Raw genomic sequence first — 17990 nt, 5'->3', positions numbered from 1 at the left:
GGTGGTTCACTCGACGGGGGTGAGCTTGGCCACGCTCAGCGCCAGCCACTTGGTGCCGTGGCGCGGGAAGTTGATCTGGGCTCGCGCATCGGCGCCGCTGCCTTCCACGGTCAGCACCTTGCCTTCGCCGAACTTGTTGTGGAAGACCTTCATGCCGGCGCGCACCGCGTTGCCGTCGTCCTTGCGGGGTGGCACGGGGGCGGCCGCCGCTTCGGCCCAAGGTGCCACCGCGCCCGCTCCGCCATAGGCGCCACGCGGTGAGGCCTGGTCGTTCCAGCCCCAGCGCGCACCCTTGAGTGATCCGGCCATGCTGCCGGTGGCAGGTGGGCGTGGCGCGATCCACTTGAGGTTCTCCTCCGGCAGTTCGTCGAAGAAGCGGCTCTTGAGGTGGTAGCGCGTCTGCCCGTGCAGCATGCGCGTTTGTGAATGGCTCAGGTACAAGCGCTTGCGCGCGCGGGTGATGGCCACGTACATCAGGCGGCGCTCCTCCTCCAGCCCGGCACGGTCGGACAGCGAGTTCTCGTGCGGGAACAAGCCCTCCTCCATGCCGGTGATGAACACCGCGTCGAACTCCAGGCCCTTGGCGGCGTGCACCGTCATGAGCTGCACCGCGTCCTGGCCGGCCTGGGCCTGGTTGTCGCCCGATTCGAGCGCGGCGTGCGTGAGGAAGGCCGCCAGCGGGCTCAGCGTTTCGCCATCCGGGGTGATGCCGTCGATCTGCAAACCCGTGAGTTCAGGCAACGAAGGATCGAGCCCCTGGCTGGCCGGGCTTTGGGTGAGCACCGCACCGGTTTCGTCCACCGGCAAGGCCACAGCATCACGGCCAAAGCCTTCCTGGGTCACAAAACTCTCGGCGGCGTTGACCAGTTCTTCCAGGTTCTCCACCCGGTCGGCACCGTCGCGGTCGGCGCGGTAGTGTTCGATCAGGCCGCTGTGGTCCAGCACCAGCTCCACGATCTCGCGCAGCGTCTTGCCTTCGGTGGCTTCGCGCAACACCGCCATCTTGGCAATGAAACCGTTGAACTTGGTGCGTGCCGCGCCTTCCAGCCTGTCCACACCCGCGTGCAGCGACACGCCCGCCGCCCGCGCCGCGTCCTGCAGCATCTCCACGCTGCGCCCGCCAATGCCACGCGGCGGGAAATTGACCACGCGCATGAAGCTGGTGTCATCAAACGGGTTCTCCAACAGGCGCAGGTAGGCCAGCGCGTGCTTGATTTCGGCGCGCTCAAAGAAACGCAATCCGCCGTAGACGCGGTAAGGCACGCCCGCGTTGAACAGCGCAGTTTCAATCACCCGGCTCTGCGCATTGCTGCGGTAAAGCACAGCGATTTCGGTGCGCTCATAGCCGTCGTTGCGGATGAGCTGGCGCATCTCTTCCACCAGCCACTGCGCCTCTTCGAAATCGGTGGCGGTTTCCATCACACGCACCGGCTCGCCCGGCCCTTGCGAAGTGCGCAGGTTCTTGCCCAGGCGCTCGCTGTTGTGGCTGATGAGGGCGTTGGCCGAGTCGAGGATGTTGCTGTGGCTGCGGTAGTTTTCCTCCAGCTTGATCTGGTGCTGGACGTTGAACTCACGCACGTAGTCGCGCATGTTGCCCACGCGCGCGCCGCGAAAGGCGTAGATGCTCTGATCGTCGTCGCCCACCGCCAGCACGGCGTTGCCACCGCTCACGAACCGGCCGTTCTCCTCGTGCCCGGCCAGCTGTTTGAGCCACGCGTACTGCAGGCGGTTGGTGTCCTGGAACTCGTCCACCAGGATGTGGCGGAAGCGCCGTTGGTAGTGTTCGCGCAGCGGGTCGTTGTCGCGCAGCAGCTCGTAGCTGCGCAGCATCAGCTCGCCAAAATCCACCACCCCTTCGCGCTGGCACTGTTCTTCGTACAGCTGGTACAGCTCAACCTTCTTGCGCGTTTCCTCATCGCGCACCACCACGTCGCGCGGGCGCTGGCCGTCTTCCTTGCAACCGGCAATGAACCACTGCAGCTGTTTGGGCGGAAAGCGGTCCTCGTCCACACCGAATTGTTTGCACAGACGCTTGACCGCGCTGAGCTGGTCCTGCGTGTCCAGAATCTGAAAGCTTTGTGGCAGGTTGGCGGCTTTCCAGTGGGCGCGCAGCAGGCGGTTGCACAGGCCGTGGAAGGTGCCGATCCACATGCCCCGTACGTTCACCGGCAGCATGGCGCTCAGCCGGGTCATCATTTCCTTGGCGGCCTTGTTGGTGAAGGTCACGGCCAGCAGGCCGCCCGGCGACACCTGCCCGGTTTGCAGCAGCCAGGCGATGCGCGTGGTGAGCACGCGGGTTTTGCCCGAACCGGCCCCGGCCAGGATGAGGGCGTGTTCGGCCGGCAGCGTCACCGCCTGGAGCTGCTCGGGGTTGAGGTGGTGGAGCAGGGGCGAGGTGGTCTCGGCGGCGTCATGGAGCAAAGTCATGACCCGATTTTAGGAAGCCCAGCGACATGCTTCGTTTTATATGAAGCACATCGGATTTCCCGTATGACCCTGTTTCCCCGTGCCCGAGTAGAATCAATCACCGGGCCCAAGTTTTTTGGCGCCCGGTTTTTTTTGCCCGGCCTTCCGGCCAGCGGCACAAAAGCACCGGCAGCCAAGCCAAGCGCCCTCTTCTTCACACCTCTGGAGCTTGAGCGCTATGGAAATTTTTGACTACGACAACATCCTGCTGCTGCCACGCAAATGCCGCGTGGAAAGCCGCTCGGAGTGCGACACCAGCGTGGAGCTGGGAGGCCGCCGCTTCAAACTGCCGGTGGTTCCGGCCAACATGAAAACCGTGGTGGACGAAAACATCTGCCTCTGGATGGCCCAGAACGGTTATTTCTACGTGATGCACCGCTTTGACCTGGACAACGTGCAGTTTGTGCGCGACATGCGCGCGGCCGGCGTGTTCGCCTCCATCTCGCTGGGCGTGAAGGCCCCCGACCGCGCCACCGTGGACACGTTGGCCAGCGAGGGCCTGGTGCCCGAGTACATCACCATCGACATCGCCCACGGCCACGCCGACAGCGTGCGCGACATGATTGGCTACATCAAGGGCAAGCTGCCGAGCAGCTTCGTGATCGCGGGCAACGTGGCCACACCCGAGGCGGTGATCGACCTGGAAAACTGGGGCGCCGACGCCACCAAGGTGGGCGTGGGCCCGGGCAAAGTCTGCATCACCAAACTGAAAACCGGTTTTGGCACCGGCGGCTGGCAGCTCAGCGCGCTCAAGTGGTGCGCGCGGGTGGCCACCAAACCCATCATTGCCGACGGCGGCATCCGCAGCCATGGCGACATCGCCAAGAGTGTGCGCTTTGGTGCCACCATGGTGATGATCGGCTCGCTGTTCGCCGGCCACGAAGAGTCGCCGGGCAAGACCGTGGAAGTCGATGGCGAACTGTTCAAGGAGTACTACGGCTCGGCCAGCGACTTCAACAAGGGCGAGTACAAACACGTCGAAGGCAAACGCATCCTGGAGCCCATCAAGGGCAAGCTGGCGGAAACGCTGGTGGAAATGGAGCAGGACGTGCAGAGCTCCATCAGCTATGCCGGCGGCACCAAGCTGATGGACGTGCGCAAGGTGAACTACGTGATCCTGGGCGGCGACAACGCCGGCGAACACCTCTTCATGTGACCGCTGTTGGGCCGCTGCGCAGCGGCCCAGCCTCGCGCTCAATGGTGGCGGCCATGGGTTTGCACAAGCCTGCGGCAAACAGTGCCTCCCCAACCACAAAGGCCGGCCCCACCAGCAGGCCCACCAGGTCGTCGGCAAACGCGGGCTTGCGGCCTTCCCAGTGGTGGCCCACAAACTGGAACACCCAGCCCAGCACAAACGCGCCCACACCCCAGGCCAGCCAGGTGGCGGTGGGCGCGCTCATCAGCAGGTGGGCCGCCCAGATCAGCCACAGGTTGACCACACTGGTGGCCAGCCCCACCAGGCCCAACCCACGCGTGAGGTACCAGGCGGTGCTCAGCAACCACAGCACCATGCCGGGAGTGGCATACAAGCCACTGCCCAGCTCCCACAGCGGCCGGTTGAGCAGCACGCCGATGGCGAACACGATCATGGGAATACCCACGAAGTGGGTGGCGATGTTGCGGCGGTCGCGGTGGTAGTGGGCGTACTGCACCATCAAGGCGGTGCCGTCGCGGAACAGAGAGGCCATGGTTTGTCCCTTCGGTTGAGCAGTTTCAGGGTCTATCGGCGCAGGCAAAGCCCCCCAGTCCAGCCCAGGCGCGAGCAGCGGCAGGAACGGTGGTGATGTGTTGCATGGTGTGCTTTGCGTTCCGTTTCACATTGTCAATAGAATGACCCAGTGACTCACATTTCTACCACCGACACCCACGCTGCCCCACCTGGCAAACCCCAGCACATCGCCGTTCTGGGCATTGGCCTGATGGGTTTTCCGATGGCGCGCCGCCTGTGCGAGGCCGGCCACACCGTGACCGCCTGGAACCGCTCGCGCGAGAAGGCCGAGCGCCTGTTGCCTTTTGGCGCCCAGGTGGCCAACAGCCCGGCCGAGGCCGTGCGCGGGGCCGACGTGGTGATCACCCTGTTGACCGATGGCCCTGCCGTGGGTGCGGTGTTGTTGGCATCCGACACGCTGGCGGCCTACCGACCGGGCGCACTGGTGATCGACATGTCCTCCATCAAACCCGACGAAGCGCGCGCACACGCACACCAGTTGGACACGGTCGGGGTGCGGCACATTGACGCACCGGTATCGGGTGGAACGGTGGGGGCCGAGCAAGGCACGCTGGCCATCATGGCCGGCGGCGATGCCGAGGACGTGGCCGCCGCCCAGCCGGTGCTGAGCGTGCTGGGCCGTTGCACCCCGGTGGGGCCACATGGCTCAGGGCAGTTGGCCAAACTGGCCAACCAGATGATCGTGGGCATCACGATTGGCGCGGTGGCAGAGGCCTTGCTGCTGGCGGCCAAGGGCGGCGCCGACATGGCCCAGGTGCGCCAGGCGCTGATGGGCGGTTTTGCCGACAGCCGCATCATGCAGTTGCACGGCCAGCGCATGGTGGAGCGCGACTTTGCCAAACGCGCGGCCATGACGGTGCAGCTCAAGGACATGCGCAACGCCATGGCCACGGCGCAGGCCATGGGGTTTGAAGCCCCCATCACCGCCTTGTTCGAATCGCTCTACGCCCAGGCCGTGCAGGACGGCTTGAGCGACCTCGACCACGCCGGCCTGTTTGTGGCGCTGGCGCAGCGCAACGGGATGACATGAGCCGCGACACCACACGCTGGTGGGCGCACCGACACCTGCCACTGCTGGTCTTTTTGGTGGGGGTGCTGCTGTCCTCGGTCCTCGTGTGGCGGGTGGAGCAACAACGGGTCGAAGCCGAACGCACAGTGCTGCTGAGCTTGGCGACCGACCAGGCCAAAGCCATTGAAAGCCGCATCGACCGGCTGCTGTCGTCCACCTACCTGGTGGCCGCCGCACTGCGCAAGGACAAGGGAAAGGTGATCGACTTTGACACCCTGGCACAAGAAATTCTGCCCTTCTACCCAGGCATCACGGCCTTGTCGGTCTCGCCCGGTGGTGTGGTGCGCCATGTGGTGCCGCTGGAACCCAACCGGGGCTTGCTGGGTTTCAACCAGTTTGAAGACCCACGGCAAAACGTGGAAGCACTGCGTGCCCGCGACACCGGCCAGCTCACCTTGGCCGGGCCACTGAATCTGGTGCAAGGTGGTCTGGGGGTGGTGGGCAGGTTGCCGGTGTTCGTCAACAACGACCAGGGTGTGCGCACCTTTTGGGGATTGGTGAATGTGACCATCCGCTTTCCTGGCGCGCTCGATGCCACCGGCCTGCACTCCTTGCGCGAATTGGGCTACCACCATGAGCTGTGGCGCACCCACCCGGACAGCGGTCAGCGCCAGGTCATCGTGGCGTCGGCACCGGGGCCGCTGAACGACCCGGTGAACAAACAGCTGCGCGTGCCCAATGCGCAGTGGACGCTGAGCGTGGCCCCCATACACGGTTGGCACAGCCTGCCGCGCCTGGCCACGGGCGCGCTGGCTGGCCTGCTGCTGAGCGCCTTGCTGGCCTATGTGGCGCGCCTGTGGATCGCGCTGGCGCACCACCGTGCGCGGCTGGAGCGCACCGTGGCAGAGCGCACCGCAGACATCGCTGCCACCCAGACGCAGCTGGCGGCCACATTGGACGCCTTGCCGGACCTGCTGTTCGAGGTGGACGATGAGCTGCATGTGTACCTGGTGCACACCCAGCACCCCGAACTGTTGATGATGCCGGCGAACGAAGTGGTGGGCCGCCAAATGGGCAGTTTGTTGCCACCCGATGTGCTGGAGGTGGTGCGTGCGGCCATGAGCGAAGCCCAAGAGCGGGGCCGCTCCACCGGCAAACAGTACCGACTGGCCGTGCCCCAGGCGCGTGAAGGTGCATGGTTCGAGCTGTCTGTGGCGATCAAGCCCACCCAGCCCGGCGCGCCCACCCGATACATCCTGCTCGCGCGCGACATTTCCGAGCGCAAACGTGCGGAGCTCGCGCAGAGCAGTTTGCAGGAACGCCTGATGCTGGCCTTCGAGGCCTCGAACGACGCGCCCTGGGACTGGAACCCGCAGACCAACGAGCTGTACATGTCGGCGCAGTGGTGGCGCATGGTGGGCGAAGCCGATCTCGGCACCATCCACAACGACGACCATTTCCGCCAGAATTACATCCATCCGGACGACGCACACATCGGCATCAAAGTGTTCCGCGACGCGGTCGCCGCGCAGCAAACCCACTACAGCTTTGAATTTCGCCTCCTGCACCGGGACGGCCACAGCATCCCGGTGCTGGTGCGCTCCCGGATCAACTACGACGCCGAGGGCCGACCGGTGCGCGTCTCGGGTACCCACCAAGACCTGACCCACATCCGCAAGGCGCAGCGCCGTGAGACGGTGCGCAGTTTTTTGCTCAACCTCCTGGCCCAGGACCTCAGCCTGCCGGAGCTGCTGGAGCAGACGGTGGCGCAGCTGGAAACCTCGATGCCCGGCAGCCTGTGCACCATCCTGCTGTTGGACGACGAACACAAACACATCCAGCAGGGCTTTGGCCACAGCATGCCGGCCAGTTTTCTGCATGCCTTCAACGGTGTGGCCATCGGCCCCAACGTGGGTTCGTGTGGTGCGTCGGCCCACAGTGGCCAGCCGGTGTACGTCGCAGACATCGCCTCCCACCCGAACTGGGCGCCGTTCAGAGAGATCGCCCAAGCGGCGGGGCTCGCGGCCTGCTGGTCGCAACCCGTGTTGTTGCGCGACGGCCAAGTGGCGGGCACGTTTGCCGTCTACCACCGCACCGTGCTGGAGCCCCACGCGGACGACGCCCAGTTGCTCGAAATGGCGGCCCGTTTTGTGGCGCTGGCCATCGAGCGCAAACAGGCCGAATCGGAACTGCAGCTCTCCGCCGCCGTGTTCGAAAACAGCAGCGAAGGCTTTCTGGTGACCGATGCACAGCAGCGCATCGTCAAGGTCAACCCCGCCTTCACCCGCATCACCGGGTATGGCGTGCAGGACATACTGGGCAAGACGCCCCGCCACCTGGCCTCGGGACACCAGAACCGCGAGTTCTACGCCAACATGTGGCACGAGCTCCACACCACCGGCCAGTGGCAGGGCGAGGTCTGGAACCGGCGCAAGGACGGGCAGGTCTACCCCGAGTGGTTGTCCATCACCCGCGTGATGGACCACGAAGGCCAACCGCGCCACTACATCGCCATCTTCAGCGACACCAGCCAGCGCAAAGCGCACGAAGCACAAATCCGCGCGCTGGCCCACTTTGACCCCCTGACCGGCCTGGCCAACCGGACGCTGCTCAAGGACCGGGTGGACCACGACCTCAGCCAGGCCAAACGACAGCACCAGCCGCTGACGTTGATGTTCCTGGACCTGGACCACTTCAAGAACATCAACGACTCGCTGGGCCACCACATCGGCGATTTGTTGCTGGTGGAGGTGGGCCGGCGCATCAGCGCCGTGGTGCGCGAACAGGACACCGTGGCGCGCCTGGGTGGCGACGAATTTGTGGCCGTGCTGCCCGGCACCAATGCCCAGGAAGCCACCCACGTCGCGCGCCGCCTGCTGGATCGGATTTCGCAGCCCTACCAGCTGGAGCAACACGAGTTGACCATCACACCGTCCATCGGCATGGCGCTGTACCCGGAAGACGGCGCCGACTACCAGACGCTGTACCGCTGCGCCGACACGGCGATGTACCGTGCCAAGCAAGAAGGGCGCAACGGCTTCAGTTTCTTCACCGCCGAAATGCAGGCCAGCTCCATCCGCACACTGCAACTGGACAACGCGCTGCGCCGCGCGCTGGAACGCGACCAGCTCAGCCTGCACTACCAGCCGCAGGTGTCGCTCGACACGGGCGACATCGTGGGTGTGGAGGCCCTGCTACGCTGGAACCACCCCGATTGGGGCCCGGTGACGCCGGGCGAGTTTGTGCCCGTGGCCGAAAGCAGCGGCCAGATCATCCAGATTGGTGAATGGGTGCTGCGCACCGCATGCCAACAACTCAAGGCCTGGCGCGATGCCGGTCTGCCCGACATGGTGCTGGCGGTCAACCTGTCGGCCGTGCAGTTCCGCCTGCCGCACTTGCCGGAAATGGTGATGGCCTTGCTGGATGAGGCTCAGCTGCCCCCCGAATGCCTGGAGCTGGAGCTGACCGAAAGTGTGGCCATGCACGACCCCCAAGGCGCCATTGCCACCATGAACCGGCTGCACGACAGGGGCATCCTGATGTCGGTGGACGACTTTGGCACCGGGTATTCCAGCTTGAGCTACCTCAAGCGGTTTCGCGTCTACAAGCTCAAGATCGACATGTCCTTTGTGCGCGACATGTGCGCCGACCCCGAGGATGCGTCCATCGTCAGCGCCATCATCAACCTCGCCCAGAGCCTGGGGCTCAAGACCATCGCCGAGGGCGTGGAAACCGAAGCCCAGATGGCCATGCTGCGCGAACAGGGCTGCAACGAAATCCAGGGCTACCACGTGGGCCGCCCCATGGCGGCAGCGCCGTTCGAGGCCTGGGTGCGCGAACACATGGCCCAACAAGCCCAACAGACACAGGCGTAAAAAAAGCCGCTCGAAAGCGGCTTTTTCACAGGGCCAAAGTCAGCAGACTTCAGCGCGGCGTGCGACGGGCCTGAGGACGGCCACCAAAGCCGCCATTGCCGGCCGGTGCACCGCTGCGCTCAGCGCCTCGGTGGGCACCGGGCGCGTGGTGGCGCGGTGCACCGGCACGGGGTGAGCGGTCGTCAAAACGCGGTGCAGCGCGATCGGCAAAACGGTCTTGACCGCGATCAAAGCCGCGCTCGGCCGGGCGGGCACCCCGCTCAAACGGCGAAGGTGCGGCGCCACGCGGGTCAAAACGGTTGTCGGAGCGGTTGTCAGGGCGGTTGTCGGGACGCGCATCGAAACGACCCGCCGGGCGGTTGTCGAAACGGCCTTCCGGACGGGCACCTTCAAAGCGGCCTTCAGGGCGACCACCTTCAAAACGGCCCTTGTCGGCACGGCCAAACGAGCCAAAACCACGGCCTTCGTTGCGACCACCAAAGCGGCCACCCCGATCACCACCCGGGCGGCCACCACGCTCGGCGCGGGCCGGTGCCGGCGGACGCTCCTTGGGTTCCATGCCGGGGATCACCTCGGCCTTGAAACGCTGCTGGCTGTAGGCCTCGATGTCGCCGATGCGGCGGCGGTCACGGAACTCGGCAAAGGTCACGGCCAGGCCATCGCGGCCGGCGCGGCCGGTGCGGCCAATGCGGTGGGTGTAGTCCTCGGCCTTCATGGGCAGGCCGAAGTTGAACACGTGGGTGATGGTGGGCACGTCGATGCCACGGGCCGCCACATCGGTGGCCACCAGAATTTGCACACGGCCGTCGCGCAGCGCCATCAGACGGCGGTTGCGCAGGCCCTGGCTCAGGGCACCGTGCAGGGCCACGGCATCAAAACCGGCTTGCTGCAGGTCGCCGGCCAGGCCGTCGCACTCCACCTGGGTGCTGGCGAACACAATGGCCTGGTTGATGCTGGCATCGCGCAGCCAGTGGTCGAGCAGCGCGCGCTTGTGCTGGGCGTTGTCGGCCCAGAACAGCACCTGCTTGATGTTGGCGTGTTTTTCCTGCGGGGTGTCGATCTGCACACGCTTGACGTGTTTGCCGCCGTCGTGCATCACACGCATGGCCAGCTGCTGGATGCGCGGCGCAAAGGTGGCGCTGAACATCATGGTCTGGCGGCGGTCGCTGGTCAGCTGGTTGATTTCGGCCAGGTCGTCGGAGAAACCCAGGTCCAGCATGCGGTCGGCTTCGTCCACCACCAGGAACTGCACCTTGTCGAGCTTGATCTGCATCGAGCGCTGCAGGTCCAGCAGGCGGCCCGGGGTGGCCACCACCAGATCGGCGTTCTGCAGCTTGGCGATTTGCAACTGGTAGGGCATACCGCCCACCACGTTGGCCACGCGCAGGCCACGGCAATGGGCCACCAGTTCAATGGCGTCGTGCGCCACCTGCTGGGCCAGTTCACGCGTCGGGCACACGATCAGGGCGCCGGGCGTGGCGGCCTTGAAATGGCGCGGGTCCAGGGGGCTCTTGCGCTTGGGGCGCTTGGGTGCGGCTTCGCCACGGGCAGCGGCTTCGGCGGTGAGGCGTTCGAATTCGGCGCGCTCGGCGGCTTCGGCTTCGGCCTGTTGCTGCAGCAGGGTGTGCAACACGGGCAACAGGAAGGCGGCGGTTTTGCCGCTGCCGGTCTGGCTGGAAACCATCAGGTCGGTGTAGCGGCCGCCGGCCAGACCAGGGTTCATGGCGTCGGGAATGACGGCGTTCTGCACGGCCGTGGGCTGCACATAGCCCAGGTCGGCCACAGCTCGCACGAGCTCTGGGGCCAGGCCCAGGAGCTCGAAGCCATTGGGTTCGGCAATCGGCTCGGCGACCACGTCAAACGCGGCGTTGGAGGTGTCGAGCATCTGCTCGACGGAGTTGCTGGAAAGGGTGTCGGTCGCGGTTTCGCCGCGGACTTCAAAGTCGCTCATGTTCGTCCTTGCGCATCAGGCGCAATTGATCGAAACAAGACGCATGGCGCCCGCCCAAAAAAAGGCGGCGCTGGGGCGCTTGATCCGTTCGTGGTTACAAAACATCAACCATCAAACGGTCAACGCGCCGGCAACTTCATCGGTGTTGGTCAAACAGACCAGCCACTGCAGCTGCAGGTATGCGTGGGGCCTTTGTGTTGCGCTGCTGGGCCGTTCAACTTTTCGTGAACGACACCCGTGGCAGTGCTTGGGCCAGGTGCATGAAGGAGATGTACACATCTGTCTTGCTCAATACAAGACAGCCATCGATTATTGCACGGCTTCGGGTTTCCCACAATAGCCTGTGCAAACAAGCACCAAGACCCGGGCCATCGGCGGGTAAAATTCACGTTTCTGCCGTTGTTTTGTCACGGCATTTTCAAAATTCATCCGGATGGAGTCGCCATGCTGTTTGGCAAGTTGTTGCCCCGAGAGGGCAATTTTTTCGAGATGTTCAACCAGCATGCGACGCACATCGTTGAGGCCGCGCAGGCGTTTGCCCAACTGGTGGCGAACTACGCCGACCTGGAGCTGCGCGAAAAGTACAACCAGGAAGTGGACACCGCCGAGCGCGCCGCCGACCGTGTGACGGCCGAGGTCAACCGCCTGATCCACACCACCTTCATCACGCCCATCGACCGCGAGCAAATCCACTCGCTGATCAACACCATGGACGACGTGGCCGACCTGATCCAGGACTCGGCCGAAACCATGGCCTTGTACGACGTGCGCCACATGACGGTCGAGATCACCCGCCTGACCGAACTAAGCGTCAAATGCTGTGAACGTCTCAAGGACGTGGTGGGCATGCTGGGCAAGATCGGCGACCAGAAAACCGCCGAAGCGGCGCTCAAGACCTGCGAGGAAATCGACAAGCTCGAATCGGACGCCGACCGCGTGATGCGCACCGCCATGAGCAAGCTGTTCCGCGAAGAGCCCGACGTGCGCGAGGTCATCAAGCTCAAGGCCATTTACGAGCTGCTGGAGACCATCACCGACAAGTGCGAAGACGTGGCCAACGAGATCGAGGGCATCGTCCTCGAAAACGCCTGATACCGGAGCCTCGACCATGACAACGGTTCAGGCGGCCCTGTGGGTCGTGGTGATGCTGGTGGCCCTGGCCCTGGTGTTCGACTTCATGAACGGCTTTCACGACGCGGCCAACTCGATTGCAACGGTGGTCTCCACCGGCGTGCTCAAGCCGGGCCAGGCGGTGGTGTTTGCGGCCTTCTTCAATTTTGTGGCCATCTTTGTGTTCCACCTCAGCGTGGCGGCCACGGTGGGCAAAGGCATCGCCGACCCGAGCGTGATCGACGTGCACGTGGTGTTTGGCGCGCTGATCGGCGCCATCACCTGGAACGTGATCACCTGGTACTACGGCATCCCCAGCAGCTCCTCGCACGCGCTGATCGGCGGCATCGTGGGCGCGGTGATCGCCAAGGCCGGCGCCGGTGCGCTGGTGGCCAGTGGCATCATGCGCACGGTGGCCTTCATCTTCGTGTCGCCCTTTCTGGGCTTCACGCTGGGCTCGCTGATGATGGTGGCGGTGGCCTGGCTGTTCCGGCGCACCCGCCCCTCCAATGTGGATGGCTGGTTCCGCCGCCTGCAGCTGGTGTCAGCAGGTGCCTACAGCCTGGGCCACGGGGGCAACGATGCACAAAAGACGATTGGCATCATCTGGATGTTGCTGATCGCGACCGGCTACGCGGCCCAGGGCGATTCCGCACCACCCACCTGGGTCATCATCGCGTGTTACGCGGCCATCGCGTTGGGCACCATGTTTGGCGGCTGGCGCATCGTCAAGACCATGGGCCAGAAGATCACCAAGCTCAAGCCGGTGGGCGGTTTTTGCGCCGAAACCGGCGGCGCCATGACCCTGTTCCTGGCCACCCTGCTGGGTGTGCCTGTGTCCACCACCCACACCATCACCGGCGCCATCGTGGGCGTGGGTTCGGTGCAGCGCGCCAGTGCCGTGCGCTGGGGTGTGGCCGGTAACATCGTGTGGGCCTGGGTGCTGACCATCCCCGCATCAGCCTTTGTGGCGGCCGTGGCCTACTGGATCAGCTTCACGTTGTTCTGAGAAGCCATCACGCGTGCCATACAAAACGGGGCCTTGGTGGCCCCGTTTTTTATTTCAGCAAATGCTCGCGGTAATGTTCGAGTTCGTCGATGGACTCGTGCACGTCGGCCAGCGCGGTGTGCAACTGCCGCTTCTTGAAACTGGCATAGGCCTCGGGCCGCCAGCGTTTGGCGAGTTCCTTCAAGGTGCTCACGTCCAGGTTGCGGTAGTGCAAAAAGTCTTCCAGCTTGGGCATGTACTTGACCAGGAAGCGGCGGTCCTGCCCGATGGTGTTGCCACACATGGGCGACTTGCCCTTGGGCACGTATTGCGAAATGAATGCGATGAGCTCGGCCTCGGCCTCGGCCTCGGTCACGGTGCTGGCCTTGACCTTGTCGATCAGGCCACTGCGCCCGTGTGTGCCCTTGTTCCAGGCGTCCATGGCGTCGAGCACGGCATCACTTTGGTGGATGACAATCACCGGGCCTTCGATGCGCGGCGTCAGGTTGGGGCCGGTCACGACCACGGCGATTTCGATCAGGCGCTCAACCTCCGGGTCCAGCCCGGTCATCTCACAGTCGATCCAGACCAGGTTCTGGTCGCTTCGCGCCAGCGTGGGCGCGGCATCAAGGGCTGGGGCGCTGTTGGCCGCCTCGGGGGATTGCGTGTTCATGGGAGGGATTTTCGCCGATGTGGCGCCTGCCCACCCCATTTCGATAGACTCGGACCCCATGCCCTCTTCCGCCCTTGTTTTTTCGCTGGTGTTTTGCGCCCTGCTGCTGTTGCAGGTGGCCGTGCGTTTCTGGCTGGCCGCCCGCCAGGTGCGCCACGTTGCCCAGCACCGCAACGCCGTGCCCGCCGCCTTTGTCCATCAGGTGCCCCTGAGCGCTCACCAGAAAGCGGCCGACTACACCATTGCCAAGGCACGCCTTGGCCTCATTGATGTGGCTCTGAGCGCCGCGGTGACACTGGGCTGGACGCTGCTGGGTGGACTGAACCTGCTCAACCAAACCCTGCTGTCGTGGATGGGCCCGGGCATGTGGCAACAGCTGGCGCTGCTGGCCACGTTTGTGTTGATCGGCGGCTTGATTGAACTGCCCCTGTCCTGGTACAGCACCTTCCGGCTGGAGCAGCGTTTTGGCTTCAACAAAAACACCCCGGCGCTGTGGCTGAGTGACCTGGTCAAGTCCACGCTGCTGGGCGCGGCCATTGGCCTGCCCATTGCGGCATTGGTGCTGTGGCTGATGGCCTCTGCGGGTTCGGTGTGGTGGCTGTGGGCATGGGGCGTGTGGATGGGTTTCAACCTGCTGATGCTGGTGCTCTACCCCACCGTGATCGCACCACTTTTCAACCAATTCAAACCGCTGGAAGACGAAACCCTGAAAGCCCGCGTGACCGCGCTGATGCAACGCTGCGGTTTCGCGGCGAAGGGGTTGTTCGTGATGGACGGCAGCCGACGCAGCGCCCACGCGAACGCCTACTTCACCGGTTTTGGCGCGGCCAAGCGGGTGGTGTTTTTCGACACCCTGCTGCAACAGCTGAACCCCGCCGAAGTGGACGCCGTGCTGGCGCACGAGCTGGGCCACTTCAAGCACCGCCACATCGTCAAACGCATCGTGGCCTTGTTCGGCTTCAGTCTGCTCGGTTTTGCCGCCTTGGGTTGGGTCAGCCAGCAGGTCTGGTTTTACTTCGGGCTGGGCGTGGTGCCCGCCATGGACGCCCCCAATGACGCGCTGGCCCTGTTGCTGTTCATGCTGGCCGTGCCGCTGCTGAGCTATTTCCTGTCGCCCCTGGCGGCGCAGCTCTCGCGCCAACACGAGTTTGAAGCGGACGCCTACGCGGTGGCGCAGACCAGCGGCGCAGACCTGGGCAGCGCGCTGCTCAAGCTGTACAAGGACAACGCCAGCACCTTGACGCCCGACCCGGTGTTTGCGCGCTTTTACTACTCGCACCCCCCTGCCAGCGAACGCCTGGCGAGGCTGGGCACCGTGGCCGGCGCCGCTGTGATGGGCCCGGCTTGAACGCGCCCGCCCTGCTCCCCGGCCTGGTGGTGGCCGCCCACGGCCGGCACTGCCTGGTGGAATCGCCCGACGGCAGCCGGCTCATCTGCCACCCGCGTGGCAAAAAAAGCCAGGTGGTGGTGGGTGACCGCGTGCGCTGGCTGGCCAGCCAGGACGAGGGCACGGTAGAAAAAGTGGATGCCCGGCGCAACCTCTTCTACCGCCAGGACGAAATCCGCACCAAGTCCTTCGCCGCCAACCTCGACCAGGTGCTGGTGCTGCTGGCCGCCGACCCCGAGTTTTCGGAGAGCCAGCTCAGCCGCGCCCTCATCGCCGCCGAGGCCGAAGGCATCGAGCCGCTGGTGGTGCTCAACAAGATGGATCTGGGCGAGGCTTACGCACGCGCCTGGGCGCGCCTCGCGCCCTACCGCGACATGGGCCACACGGTGCTGCAACTAGGCCTCAAGGGCGGCGCCGCGCCCGACGACTCGCTGGCCGATCTGCAAGCCCGCCTGGCGGGCAAAACCACGCTGGTGCTGGGCCCTTCAGGCGCGGGCAAAAGCACGCTCATCAACCGGCTGGTGCCCACAGCCGGGGCACAGACTGGCGAAGTCTCACGCGCCCTGAACTCGGGCAAACACACCACCACCAGCACCACCTGGTACTGGGTGGATGTGAGCCGTCAGACCGCGCTGATCGATTCGCCGGGTTTCCAGGAATTTGGGCTGCACCACATCGACGCCACCCGGCTGCCGGCCTTGATGCGCGATTTCGCGCCGCTGCTGGGCGGCTGCCGCTTTTACAACTGCACCCACTTGCACGAGCCGGGCTGCGCCGTGCGCGAGGCACTGAACCGCCCGGAGGCACCGCGCATCACGCCACAGCGCTACGCGATCTACCAAGGCTTGTTCGAAGAACTCTCGGCCACCCGCTACTGAGCACGGCCCCCCACGCTCCGTCGTTACACGGGTCGCTGCCCCCCAAGGGGGCCGATTCGCCTTGGGGCGGCCCGGCGGCGAATGTGTTGTTCAAGGCAGGCGCGCCAGCGTGAGCAGCGCCAACAGCAGCATCCACATCACCACACTGCGCCACACCAGGCCCACCACGCTGCCCAGGTGGGCCAGCTGCGGCTCACGGCCGTCGGTGGACACCGCAGCGGCAGGTTCGGGCGGTGTGGCCGTTGAGACACCCGGACCGGGCAAGGGCAGCGGCTCACCCAGAGCACGCCCACCCAGTCGCACGTTGATGGCACCGGCGGTGGCAGCCAACACCACGCCGTCGTTGGGATTGGGAAAACGCGCCGCGTCCTGGCGCCAACTGGCCACGGCATCCTCGAAATTGCCCACCACCGCAAAGGCCAACGCGGTCACACGCACCGGCACATGGTCCACCCATTGCCAGGCAACGGCGGCCGCGCGTTGCAGGTGTGCGCTGGGCGTGCCATCGGGCCGCGCCTGCCAGTTGCGCGAGAGGTATTCGGCCAGGCGGTACAACACCGCTCCAGCCGGCCCCAGGCCCAGCAAAGCCAGCACCAGAAACCACACCAGCACACCGAACACATGGCGGTGGGCGGCCAGCACCGAATGTTCGATGGCATGGCGCAACAACTCGTCGCGGGCGATCTGGCTCACCTCCACCCGCTGCCAACGCGCCAGCGCCTGGCGTGCTGCCACCTCGTCGCCCGCCTCCAGCGCGTCGCGGATTTCAGTGAAGTGGTGGCTGAACTGGCGAAACCCCACCGTGTGGTACAGCACCACCACCGTCCACACAAAGGCCAGCAGCACGCTGAGCTGCCACAGCAGCCAGTACACCAGGGCGGCCAGCGCAGCGGGCGCCAGCACGGCCACGACCCAGGCGATGGCCCCTTGACGGGCTTGGCCGGTGTCCAGACTGCGCCGCGCCCACCGGGCCCAGCCGCGCAACCCGGCGTGCACGGGGTTGTCAAACCCCAGTGGGCGCGCCTGCTCGACCAGCAGGGCGAGAAGAATCGCGAAAAATGTCATGGCGGCATGATAGCGGTGCTCGGCGCCCACCGGCGCATGGCGTCAAGCGATCAACAGGCGGTAGAAATTGCGCAGCATGCCGGCGGTGGCGCCCCAGATGTAGCGCTCGCGCCCCGCGTCGTCGTAAGGCATGGAGAACCATTCCCGCCGCACCCCTTCCCACTCGGCCACATGGCGGCGGTGGTGGGCGGGGTTCATCAGGAAGTCCAGCGGCACCTCAAAGGCATCGGCCACCTCGTGCGGGTTGGGCTGGAGCACAAAGCCCGGACGCACCAGCGCCACCACCGGCGTGACCACAAAGGCGGTGCCGGTGGTGTAGGTGGGCAAGGTGCCCAGCACCTCCACAAACTCGGGCAACAGGCCCACCTCCTCATGGGCCTCGCGCAGGGCTGCGGCCACCGCGTCGGTGTCTTCCTCGTCCACACGCCCGCCCGGAAACGCGACCTGCCCAGAGTGGGTAGACAAGTGCGCCGTGCGCTGCGTCAACAACAAGGTGGGCCGTTGGCGCAACACCACGGGCAGCAGCACCGCCGCATCGGCCGGTGCACGTTCACCGAACTTGCGTTCACGCCAGATTTCGGGCTCCCACACGGGCGGCTGGGCAAAGCGAGCGCGCAATGCCTCGGCGGTGAGTTGCGTGGCGGGCACGGCCAACAGGTGGGCATCGGTGCCGGCCACCGGCACGGCACGGGGATCAATGGACACGGCCATGGGGAATCCAACTGGGTTGCTCAGAGCCCTCGCGGTGGCGAGCGCCGCCGGCGAGGAAACAATTTTCGCGTTTTGTGCGGTGGCACAGCGTGCAAACGCCGCCGTACAGTGGTTGTGGGCGATTTTGCCCGCCAGGCGCGCGTGGCGC

At 65.2% G+C, this 17990-nt stretch carries 15 protein-coding genes; 9 read left to right on the top strand and 6 right to left on the bottom strand.

Annotation, left to right across the window (positions count from 1 at the left end; translation table 11 throughout):
• Window positions 1-6: 6 nt before the first annotated feature.
• On the bottom strand, window positions 7-2427 hold the full coding sequence (locus ACFQPB_RS05185; protein ID WP_382220325.1) for a UvrD-helicase domain-containing protein: 2421 nt from the start codon (window positions 2425-2427) through the stop codon (window positions 7-9).
• A 63-nt stretch (window positions 2428-2490) separates the two neighbouring features.
• On the opposite strand from ACFQPB_RS05185, the gene ACFQPB_RS05180 reads away from it, so the two are divergent.
• Together ACFQPB_RS05180 and ACFQPB_RS05175 are read left to right on the top strand one after the other, a co-directional pair.
• Window positions 2491-2658: a hypothetical protein gene (locus ACFQPB_RS05180; RefSeq protein ID WP_382220323.1), complete on the top strand. Its 168-nt coding sequence runs from the start codon at window positions 2491-2493 to the stop codon at window positions 2656-2658.
• Window positions 2645-3622, top strand: coding sequence for a GMP reductase (locus tag ACFQPB_RS05175; protein ID WP_382220321.1), 978 nt, complete (start codon window positions 2645-2647; stop codon window positions 3620-3622). Before ACFQPB_RS05180 ends, ACFQPB_RS05175 begins: the two co-directional genes overlap by 14 nt.
• On the opposite strand, the gene ACFQPB_RS05170 is transcribed toward ACFQPB_RS05175, so the two are convergent.
• Entirely contained in the window at window positions 3615-4154 is a 540-nt protein-coding gene (locus tag ACFQPB_RS05170) for an Mpo1 family 2-hydroxy fatty acid dioxygenase (protein WP_382204325.1), read from the bottom strand. The genes ACFQPB_RS05175 and ACFQPB_RS05170 overlap by 8 nt on opposite strands.
• A 150-nt stretch (window positions 4155-4304) precedes the next feature.
• Here ACFQPB_RS05170 and ACFQPB_RS05165 point away from each other — a divergent pair, with 150 nt between their 5' ends.
• A complete protein-coding gene (locus ACFQPB_RS05165; RefSeq protein WP_382220319.1) occupies window positions 4305-5225 on the top strand; it encodes an NAD(P)-dependent oxidoreductase in 921 nt (306 codons plus the stop codon).
• Window positions 5222-9079, top strand: coding sequence for a bifunctional diguanylate cyclase/phosphodiesterase (locus tag ACFQPB_RS05160; RefSeq protein WP_382220317.1), 3858 nt, complete (start codon window positions 5222-5224; stop codon window positions 9077-9079). The genes ACFQPB_RS05165 and ACFQPB_RS05160 overlap by 4 nt, the downstream gene beginning before the upstream one ends.
• A gap of 49 nt (window positions 9080-9128) precedes the next feature.
• Here ACFQPB_RS05160 and ACFQPB_RS05155 read toward each other — a convergent pair whose 3' ends face one another.
• Window positions 9129-11030, bottom strand: a complete 1902-nt coding sequence (locus ACFQPB_RS05155; protein WP_382220315.1) for a DEAD/DEAH box helicase — start codon at window positions 11028-11030, stop codon at window positions 9129-9131.
• On the opposite strand from ACFQPB_RS05155, the gene ACFQPB_RS05150 reads away from it, so the two are divergent.
• The 3 genes from ACFQPB_RS05150 (at window position 11029) to ACFQPB_RS05140 (ending at window position 13149) form a co-directional block, all read left to right on the top strand.
• Window positions 11029-11370 carry a hypothetical protein gene (locus tag ACFQPB_RS05150; RefSeq protein ID WP_382220313.1) on the top strand — a complete coding sequence of 114 codons (342 nt, stop codon included), beginning with the start codon at window positions 11029-11031 and terminating at the stop codon, window positions 11368-11370. The two genes, ACFQPB_RS05155 and ACFQPB_RS05150, sit on opposite strands and share 2 nt — an antisense overlap.
• A 104-nt stretch (window positions 11371-11474) precedes the next feature.
• Window positions 11475-12122 carry a DUF47 domain-containing protein gene (locus ACFQPB_RS05145; RefSeq protein ID WP_382204317.1) on the top strand — a complete coding sequence of 216 codons (648 nt, stop codon included), beginning with the start codon at window positions 11475-11477 and terminating at the stop codon, window positions 12120-12122.
• Between the two features lie 16 nt (window positions 12123-12138).
• Window positions 12139-13149 carry an inorganic phosphate transporter gene (locus tag ACFQPB_RS05140; RefSeq protein ID WP_382204315.1) on the top strand — a complete coding sequence of 337 codons (1011 nt, stop codon included), beginning with the start codon at window positions 12139-12141 and terminating at the stop codon, window positions 13147-13149.
• Window positions 13150-13198: 49 nt separating this feature from the next.
• On the opposite strand, the gene orn is transcribed toward ACFQPB_RS05140, so the two are convergent.
• Window positions 13199-13801 (bottom strand): oligoribonuclease, encoded by a 603-nt coding sequence (gene orn, locus ACFQPB_RS05135; RefSeq protein ID WP_382220311.1) that lies wholly within the window; start codon window positions 13799-13801, stop codon window positions 13199-13201.
• 58 nt (window positions 13802-13859) lie between these two features.
• Here orn and ACFQPB_RS05130 point away from each other — a divergent pair, with 58 nt between their 5' ends.
• Both ACFQPB_RS05130 and rsgA read left to right on the top strand, forming a co-directional pair.
• On the top strand, window positions 13860-15149 hold the full coding sequence (locus ACFQPB_RS05130) for a M48 family metallopeptidase (RefSeq protein ID WP_382220310.1): 1290 nt from the start codon (window positions 13860-13862) through the stop codon (window positions 15147-15149).
• Window positions 15146-16066 (top strand): ribosome small subunit-dependent GTPase A, encoded by a 921-nt coding sequence (rsgA, locus tag ACFQPB_RS05125; protein ID WP_382220308.1) that lies wholly within the window; start codon window positions 15146-15148, stop codon window positions 16064-16066. Before ACFQPB_RS05130 ends, rsgA begins: the two co-directional genes overlap by 4 nt.
• A gap of 90 nt (window positions 16067-16156) precedes the next feature.
• On the opposite strand, the gene ACFQPB_RS05120 is transcribed toward rsgA, so the two are convergent.
• Window positions 16157-17131 (bottom strand): CobD/CbiB family protein, encoded by a 975-nt coding sequence (locus ACFQPB_RS05120; protein WP_382220306.1) that lies wholly within the window; start codon window positions 17129-17131, stop codon window positions 16157-16159.
• 42 nt (window positions 17132-17173) lie between these two features.
• Window positions 17174-17842, bottom strand: a complete 669-nt coding sequence (locus ACFQPB_RS05115; protein WP_382204305.1) for a CoA pyrophosphatase — start codon at window positions 17840-17842, stop codon at window positions 17174-17176.
• Window positions 17843-17990 lie beyond the last annotated feature (148 nt).

Origin of the sequence: Hydrogenophaga atypica, from assembly GCF_042665215.1 — a bacterium.
GTDB lineage: Bacteria > Pseudomonadota > Gammaproteobacteria > Burkholderiales > Burkholderiaceae_C > Hydrogenophaga > Hydrogenophaga defluvii_A.
The sequence above is the reverse complement of the archived record's forward strand: the minus strand, read 5'-3'. Positions and strand labels throughout refer to the sequence as shown.